Here is a 7,561-nt window from a genome sequence, read left to right as displayed (position 1 = left end):
TGTGAAAATGTATTTAAACAACATCTCTATTATCATAAAAACCTATCCATACGAAACTATGTCAACGGGATTTAAACAATTGCTATATGAGGGAGAGTTTGAAAGTTGATTATAAAAAAGTTAATTGTCCAAGGAATTTCTTACCAGAGGACTATAGATTTTTCAAAAGGTTTGAATATTATTAGTGGTGAAAAAACATCTGGAAAATCATTAGTCTTATCTCTTATTGATTACTGTTTAGGAAAAGATCGTGGCATTTCATTGAAAGTACAAACTGAGTTAGCAGCCAATGTTGATTTCATTTTTTTAGAAATAGAGATTAATCAAGAAATATTTACTGTTTTTAGAGGGATAAAGAAAGATCTTTCTATATTTTGGCTTTATTATTGCAAATTTGATGGTATTAATGAATATATTCCAGAAAAACTTAATAAAAAAGAATTACAAGCTTTCTTAATGAAAAAAATGGGGGCAATGGAATTTAAGAAGACTAAGAATAAAGCAAGAAGTAACGAGTTAACCACGGAAACTATCTCATTTAGAGATATTTATAGGTACTGTTTTATAAACCAACATGATTTAGGTACTCATAACTTTTTATCTCACAATGAACCAATGAAAAGGTATAAAAACCCTATTTCTTTTGAAATGATTTTTGATTTAGTTAATTTTTCTCAAAACGAATTACAAACGGAAATTGCTAAAGTTCAAAACCAAATAATTGATAATGAGAAAAAGATAGATAACCTAGAAGGGTATCTCAATCAGAGAGGGAATACCGATTATTCTGATCTCTTGGATCAGATTGGAAATTATGATGATCAAATAGATGAACTCTTACAAAGAAAGAATAAAATCATTAGAAGACAGAATGAAGAGAATGAATTGGCGACAAGTAATAGAGACTATATTCTCTTAAACTCGGAAATTAATGAATTAGATTCTGAAATTGAACAAATAAAGAATCAAATAAAGGATATACAATTAGGTATAACTAGTAATGGGTTACTCTTGAGTGATTATCATTCTGAAATGAAAGATATAAAAACCACCGAAGAGATAAATTATAAACTTAAGATTAGTGAGCATGAACTTACATGTCCTTTATGTAATTCGAAAGTAAAAAATGATCTACATCAAGAACAGAACAAAAAAACTTCTCCTGAGAATTTCAAATATATTTTGAAAGACATTCAAAATAAAATAAAAATGGTTAATGAAGTAATGGATACTAGCAAAGAAAAAATATCAGAACTCCAAACTCAGATAAAGAAAAAAAAGAGAAAAAAGGAAATTTTATCTCTTGCTTTAAGCGAGTTTTCAAAAGATGTTCATACACCTTTTTTACCGCAACTTAACAGCATTAATGTAAATATAAATAATTTGGAAAAAGATAGGGAAATCTTATTAGAAAGTAAGCGGGTTTTTAATAAGATTAATGAACTTAGTAATATAGTAGAAAATGATAAAATTCAATTGGAAGCCTTAAAAGTTAAGTTGAAAGCAATGGATGAAAAAAGCAAGAGAAAAAATCAAATAATGAATGAACTAAATAGAGTCTATTTATCTAATATGAAAAAGATGAAATATTATGATACCACAGACTCATTCATTGATGAGGAAGATTATATTCCATACTATAAAAATGCTAGTGTTTATGAGCATGAAAGCGGAGGATTATTAGAGTGTATGCAACTTTCTTTCCTCGATGCGGTCATTTCTAATTCATCTGCTATATTTCACCCTAAATTGTTGATTCTCGATTCTATAAGTAAATATTTTGGCACAAATAAAAATGAGCAAAGTGTTCAAGTTGAAGACGAACATGTGATAAATGATCCAGAGGTCTATTTGAACATATATTATATGCTAGTAGAATTATCTAAAAAAGCACAAATAATAGTCGTTGAAAACACTCCACCTGAGGAAATGTTGCAATTCGTGAAATATTCGTTTAGAGATGGGGAAAAAGGATTTATAGATTTAAGTAAGAATGAGTTTTTATCTAATTAATTCTTAACTTCTTGGGACTCTACATATTTAAATAGTTTAAAACCTTGGCTACGTAGCATTTTGTTGGAAATATATTGATAAATAAATAAGAAAGAACGCCAAGCAATCAAACTGTTTAGTTTAACAACAGTTTGATTGCTTTTATTTATAACTAGTATAGTTACAGTATTCAACTGCATAAAAATAACAGATTATGTTTTTAATCGTCTTCTTCTTGGGAAAGAACTAGAATAATTATACCATAATGAGTTTTAGATAATTAATACAGATAATTTGATACCAAAGTGTACTATTACTGCCTTATAGATTTGAATAAAAAAAGCTGAAATGAGAAAGTTCATTTCAGCTTTTTTTATTCACTACAAAGTTTAAGGAGGTTTTTACATGAAATTATATTATGTCCGTTCCCCTACCGCTAGAAAGTCTTAATTAACTTATTTACTCAAATAAAAATCTATTTATAGAAAGGAAAATCGTGATGGAATTAAAATACGTTATTCCGAACATGGAAAAAACTTTTGGAGATTTAGAATACGCAGGTGAAGGTAAAGTCGAACAGCGACGGATTAATGGGCGTATGACGACACTCACTCGTAGTTATAACCTATATTCCGATATTCAACGGGCGGATGATATTGAGGTCATTCTCCCACAAGAAGCTGGGGAAAAATTCTTTGAATCAGAGGAAAATCTCAAACTGATAAATCCACGAATTACCGTAGAAGGATATAAAATTGGGGATCGTGGTTTTACAAATTATATCTTACATGCAGATGACATGGTAAAAGCATAAGGAGGAAAACGATATGAGATTGGCACAAGGTATTGTCATTGATAAGGATAAGACTTTTGGTTTATTAAAATTTTCAGCATTACGGCGTGAGGTCTTTTTACAAAATGAAGATGGAACGGTATCATCGGAAGTCAAGGAACGCACGTATGACTTAAAATCGAAAGAACAAGGACGCATGATTCAAGTGAGTATCCCTGCTTCTGTTCCATTAAAAGAATTTGACTACAATGCAGAGGTGGAAATTATTAACCCTGTCGCAAATACTGTGGCGAATGCGACCTTTCGTGGCGCAGATGTTGATTGGTACATTAAAGCAGATGATTTAGCCTTAAAGGAAAAAGCAGCAACAATGGGCGGTAATACACCAAAAGCTACTCCTAAGGAAAAATAATGAAATATTTCCAAAGACGTGGGAAACGGATTAGAGCTAGTGATGTGTCCCTCGTTTTTCAATATGTAATTTTGGGGCTGTCTGGTGTATGGCTTGTTTCCTTTATTCCTTTTCATCTGACATTTTTACTATCTACAACATGGCAACTTGATGTATTTCAAGCGCACTTTATTAGTATGTATGGATTGGTGTCACTGATTATCAGCCTTGTGGTGACAGCTTGCTGCGCTCTTGTTTATTATTGGTATCGCTATGACCATATTAAACAGGTTATTCACCGACAAAAACTTGCCAAAATGATCTTGGAGAATGGGTGGTATGAAACAAAACAAGTACAATCAAACAGTTTCTTTGAAGATATACCTTCGGGAAAAACCAAGGAGAAAATCAGTCATTTTCCAAAGATGTATTATCGGTTTGAAAAAGGTTTGCTTCATATTCAAGTGGAAATTACACTCGGAAAATACCAAGAGCCCTTATTAAACTTGGAAAATAAATTAGAAAGTGGTCTGTATTGTGAACTGGTATCGAAAGAATTACATGATTCTTATGTGGAGTATGTTCTTTTCTATGATATGATTGCGAATCGTATTTCTATTGATGGAGTCACCGCACCAAATGGCAGCTTAAAGCTTATGCAGTCGATGTATTGGGAATACGATAAACTCCCGCATATGTTGATCGCTGGCGGAACCGGGGGTGGAAAGACATATTTTCTTCTCACACTAATTGAAGCGCTATTAAAAACAGATGCAAAATTGTATATTTTAGATCCAAAAAATGCTGATTTAGCGGATTTAGCCACTGTTATGCCTGATGTCTATTATAAAAAGGAAGACATGATGACATGTATTGACCAATTTTACGATGATATGATGGCTCGTAGTGAAGAAATGAAACAGATGCTCAATTATAAAACAGGGGAAAACTATGCGTATTTGGGTTTATCACCACACTTTTTAATTTTTGATGAGTATGTCGCATTTATGGAGCTACTTGCTTCCAAAGAAAACACAGCAGTATTAAGTAAACTGAAACAGATTGTCATGTTAGGCAGACAGGCAGGATTCTTCCTAATTCTTGCCTGTCAACGTCCAGACGCAAAATACCTTGGGGATGGAATCCGTGATCAGTTCAATTTTCGAGTTGCTTTAGGGCGTATGTCAGAACTTGGCTACGGCATGATGTTCGGTAGTGACGTACAAAAGCAATTTTTCTTAAAACAGATCAAAGGAAGAGGGTATGTTGACAAAGGGGACAATGTCATTTCTGAATTTTATACACCACTTGTCCCGAAAGAACATGATTTTTTAAAGGAGATTGCTAAACTAGTCCAATAAAGGCTGCCCAGTGCGGCGGCGTGCGAAGCGAAAGCCGCTGTGCTGGGCGAAGCCTGCGTGGCGACAGCCACGCTTTACCCCCCGTTTCTAACAGGGGGGTAGAAAAACAATAATAAACTGTTTCAAAAGTACAGAAACCCTGATGTATCAAGAGTTTAGGTCATATTACGAAGATGTCAGCTTTTAGCCCTTAGTTGACATCTTTTTTCTGTTGGGAGGAATGCACATGAATGAAGTACCTTGGTATCAACAATTAAAAGAAAAACGACTGGCATATGGCGTATCGCAAAATAAATTAGCAGTACATGTAGGAATTTCAAGGCAATATATTAGTGAAATTGAAACTGGAAAAATCACACCAACCCAAACATTACAAAATGCGATGTTCGATATTTTAGAACAATTTAATCCAGAAGCACCACTCGAAATTTTATTTGATTACGTGCGAATCCGTTTTTTAACAACGAACCCGAAGCCAGTTATTGAAGAAATTTTACGATTGAAAATGGAGTATATGATTCATGAAGATTATGCGTTTTATTCTTATTTGGAACAATACGTCTTTGGCGACATTGTTGTCATGGTTTCGCCAGATGAAGATAAAGGTTGTCTGCTAGAACTCAAAGGTAAGGGTTGCCGTCAATTTGAAAACTTTTTATTAGCCCAGCAACGGACATGGTTTGATTTTTTCATGGATGTATTTCGAGTAAATGGTGTCTTTAAACGAGTTGACCTTGCAATCAATGATAAAACAGGCATCTTGGATATTCCGTTTTTGACGAAAAAATGTCGAGATGAAGAATGTATTTCTGTGTTTCGTAGCTTTAAAAGTTATCGTTCTGGCGAATTGGTTCATGGAGAAGAAAAACGTGATATGGGAAATACGTTGTATATCGGCTCTTTGAAAAGTGATGTGTATTTTTGTGTGTATGAAAAGGATTATGAACAATACGTAAAACACGGAGCATCCCTTGAAGATACAGACATTAAAAATCGTTTTGAAATTCGATTAAAAAATGATCGTGCCTATCATGCCGTTGTTGATTTAATGACCTATGAAGATGCGGGACGAACAGCATTTTCCATCATTAATCGATATATTCGGTTTGTTGATAAAGATGAGAAAAAACGTCGAAGCAGTTGGCCAATGAATGCAGAGTGGCAACGTTTTTTAGATTTAGGGGAAAATAGAAAAATTTATTTAACAACAAAACCTGAACCTTACACATTCGACAAAACACTTAGATGGTTGGCACGTCAAGTAGCCCCTACTTGGAAACTTGCAACTAAACTAGATGAAATCAATCAAACAACTGTGATTAAAGATATTTTAGATCAAGCGAAATTAACCAAACGTCATCAACAATTATTGATGCAACAGGCACTTGAAACAGAAGAAGTCATTAAATGATAGATTGGGGGACTTCCATGAAATTCGTAAAATATATTTTTATTACCATTATAGGCGGTATCGTTTTATGGTTTATCGAATGCATGCGGCAAGTAACAAAGTATTAGAAGATGGAAGGAGAAATGAACAATGAACTTTGGACAAAATTTATACAATTGGTTTTTAAGTAATGCACAGTCTCTAGTATTAATGGCGATTGTTGTAATTGGTATTTATTTAGGGTTTAAACGTGAGTTCTCGAAGCTGATTGGATTTTTGATTGTGGCATTAATCGCGGTAGGATTGGTCTTTAATGCAAGTGGTGTTAAAGATGTATTGTTAAACTTATTCAATAGAATTATAGGAGCTTAATTGTTCAATCTGCAGAAAGTATTTAATGTAGATATATAATTGTTAGTGTATTTATCATTTTATCCAGTTTGGAACGGTGCATTTCTTCTAAACGTACTAACTTGCAGTTTACTTGGTTTATTGAAGAAATGTAGTATAATATTGTAAACGTGTGGCTAGATTTTTTCGCTTGTGTTTCGCAAGTGTTGACAAAAATGGTGGGAGCATTAGCTTCTACTATTCCAATATTTATCATGTCGGTATGGTTGCCGATATGTCCTATTAGCTTCGCATAATGAGTAGCCACACGTTTATATATAAGGAGTTTTTTTATGAAAGAATTTTATAATATTAAAACAAGAAATGAATTTGCAGATTTTCTGAATATACCTAGAAAGCAGCTTAGTTACGTGTTGTATGTAAAGGGAGTCAAAAATCTATATACCACGTTTGAAATACCTAAGAAGAATGGTGGTATTCGTAAAATTAATGCTCCGTTAGAAGAACTGAAAGATATTCAAACAAAACTTGCTGAAGCATTGTATAACCATAAAGAAAAGGGACGAAAGAAAAACAATAATATCTCTCATGCTTTTGAAAAACAAAAAAACATTATTACAAATGCAAAAATTCATCGAAATAAAAGGTTTGTTTTGAATATTGATTTAGAGAATTTTTTTGAAAGTTTTCATTTTGGTCGTGTAAGAGGTTTCTTTAATAAGAATGGTAATTTCTTATTTCCTATTGAAGTAGCTACGGTTATAGCACAAATATCATGTTATGAAGGAAAGTTACCTCAAGGGGGCCCAAGTTCTCCTATCATTACAAATTTGATTTGTGAGATACTCGACTTCAGGATAATGAAAATCGCAAAAAAATATAAGTTACATTATACTCGATATGCTGATGACTTAACATTTTCGACTAATGATAAGAAATTCTTAAATCTACAAGACGAATTTTATAATGAAATTTCTAAAGAGATTGTACGAGCTGGATTTAACGTTAATGAAAAGAAGACAAGGTTACAATTTAGGGATTCTAGACAAGTCGTGACTGGACTTGTTGTTAATAAAAAAATAAACGTAAATAGAGTTTATTATAAAGAAACTAGGGCAATGGCTCATCAACTCTATAAACAAGGAAGTTTCGAGATTAATGGCGAACCCGCTACCCTTAATCAATTAGAAGGAAGATTATCATTTATAAACCAACTAACTTGGTATAATAATAAAATAGACAATATCAAACATCATTTTAATAATTTAAGTACGAGAGAGCGT

The 7,561-nt window shown here is 32.8% G+C and carries 7 protein-coding genes; all 7 read left to right on the top strand.

The annotated features are described in order from the left end of the window. Window positions 1–105: 105 nt before the first annotated feature. Entirely contained in the window at window positions 106–2,013 is a 1,908-nt protein-coding gene (locus AWV70_RS10395; RefSeq protein ID WP_060206781.1) for a hypothetical protein, read from the top strand. Window positions 2,014–2,491: 478 nt separating this feature from the next. After that, entirely contained in the window at window positions 2,492–2,806 is a 315-nt protein-coding gene (locus AWV70_RS10390) for a YdcP family protein (RefSeq protein WP_060206779.1), read from the top strand. A 13-nt stretch (window positions 2,807–2,819) separates the two neighbouring features. Continuing rightward, window positions 2,820–3,197 (top strand): YdcP family protein, encoded by a 378-nt coding sequence (locus AWV70_RS10385; RefSeq protein ID WP_060206777.1) that lies wholly within the window; start codon window positions 2,820–2,822, stop codon window positions 3,195–3,197. Continuing rightward, window positions 3,197–4,537, top strand: coding sequence for an FtsK/SpoIIIE domain-containing protein (locus AWV70_RS10380; protein ID WP_060206776.1), 1,341 nt, complete (start codon window positions 3,197–3,199; stop codon window positions 4,535–4,537). The genes AWV70_RS10385 and AWV70_RS10380 overlap by 1 nt, the downstream gene beginning before the upstream one ends. A gap of 211 nt (window positions 4,538–4,748) precedes the next feature. After that, complete coding sequence (mobT, locus tag AWV70_RS10375; protein WP_060206768.1) at window positions 4,749–5,948, top strand: MobT family relaxase; 1,200 nt, start codon at window positions 4,749–4,751, stop codon at window positions 5,946–5,948. A gap of 129 nt (window positions 5,949–6,077) precedes the next feature. Beyond that, entirely contained in the window at window positions 6,078–6,299 is a 222-nt protein-coding gene (locus tag AWV70_RS10370) for a hypothetical protein (RefSeq protein ID WP_047185293.1), read from the top strand. Window positions 6,300–6,610: 311 nt separating this feature from the next. Next, window positions 6,611–7,561, top strand: a 951-nt coding sequence (locus AWV70_RS24470) for a retron Ec67 family RNA-directed DNA polymerase/endonuclease (protein ID WP_235588620.1), incomplete at its 3' end; no start/stop codon positions are given.

This window comes from Sporosarcina koreensis, from assembly GCF_001531445.1.
GTDB lineage: Bacteria > Bacillota > Bacilli > Bacillales_A > Planococcaceae > Sporosarcina > Sporosarcina koreensis_C.
This window is presented reverse-complemented; position numbering and strand designations above follow the sequence as displayed.

Excerpts from the sequence above, each read along its gene's own strand:
- AWV70_RS10390 (WP_060206779.1), top strand. The coding sequence starts at position 2,492 with ATGGAATTAAAATACGTTATTCCGAACATGGAAAAAACTTTTGGAGAT.
- AWV70_RS10385 (WP_060206777.1), top strand. The coding sequence starts at position 2,820 with ATGAGATTGGCACAAGGTATTGTCATTGATAAGGATAAGACTTTTGGT.
- AWV70_RS10380 (WP_060206776.1), top strand. The coding sequence starts at position 3,197 with ATGAAATATTTCCAAAGACGTGGGAAACGGATTAGAGCTAGTGATGTG.
- AWV70_RS10370 (WP_047185293.1), top strand. The coding sequence starts at position 6,078 with ATGAACTTTGGACAAAATTTATACAATTGGTTTTTAAGTAATGCACAG.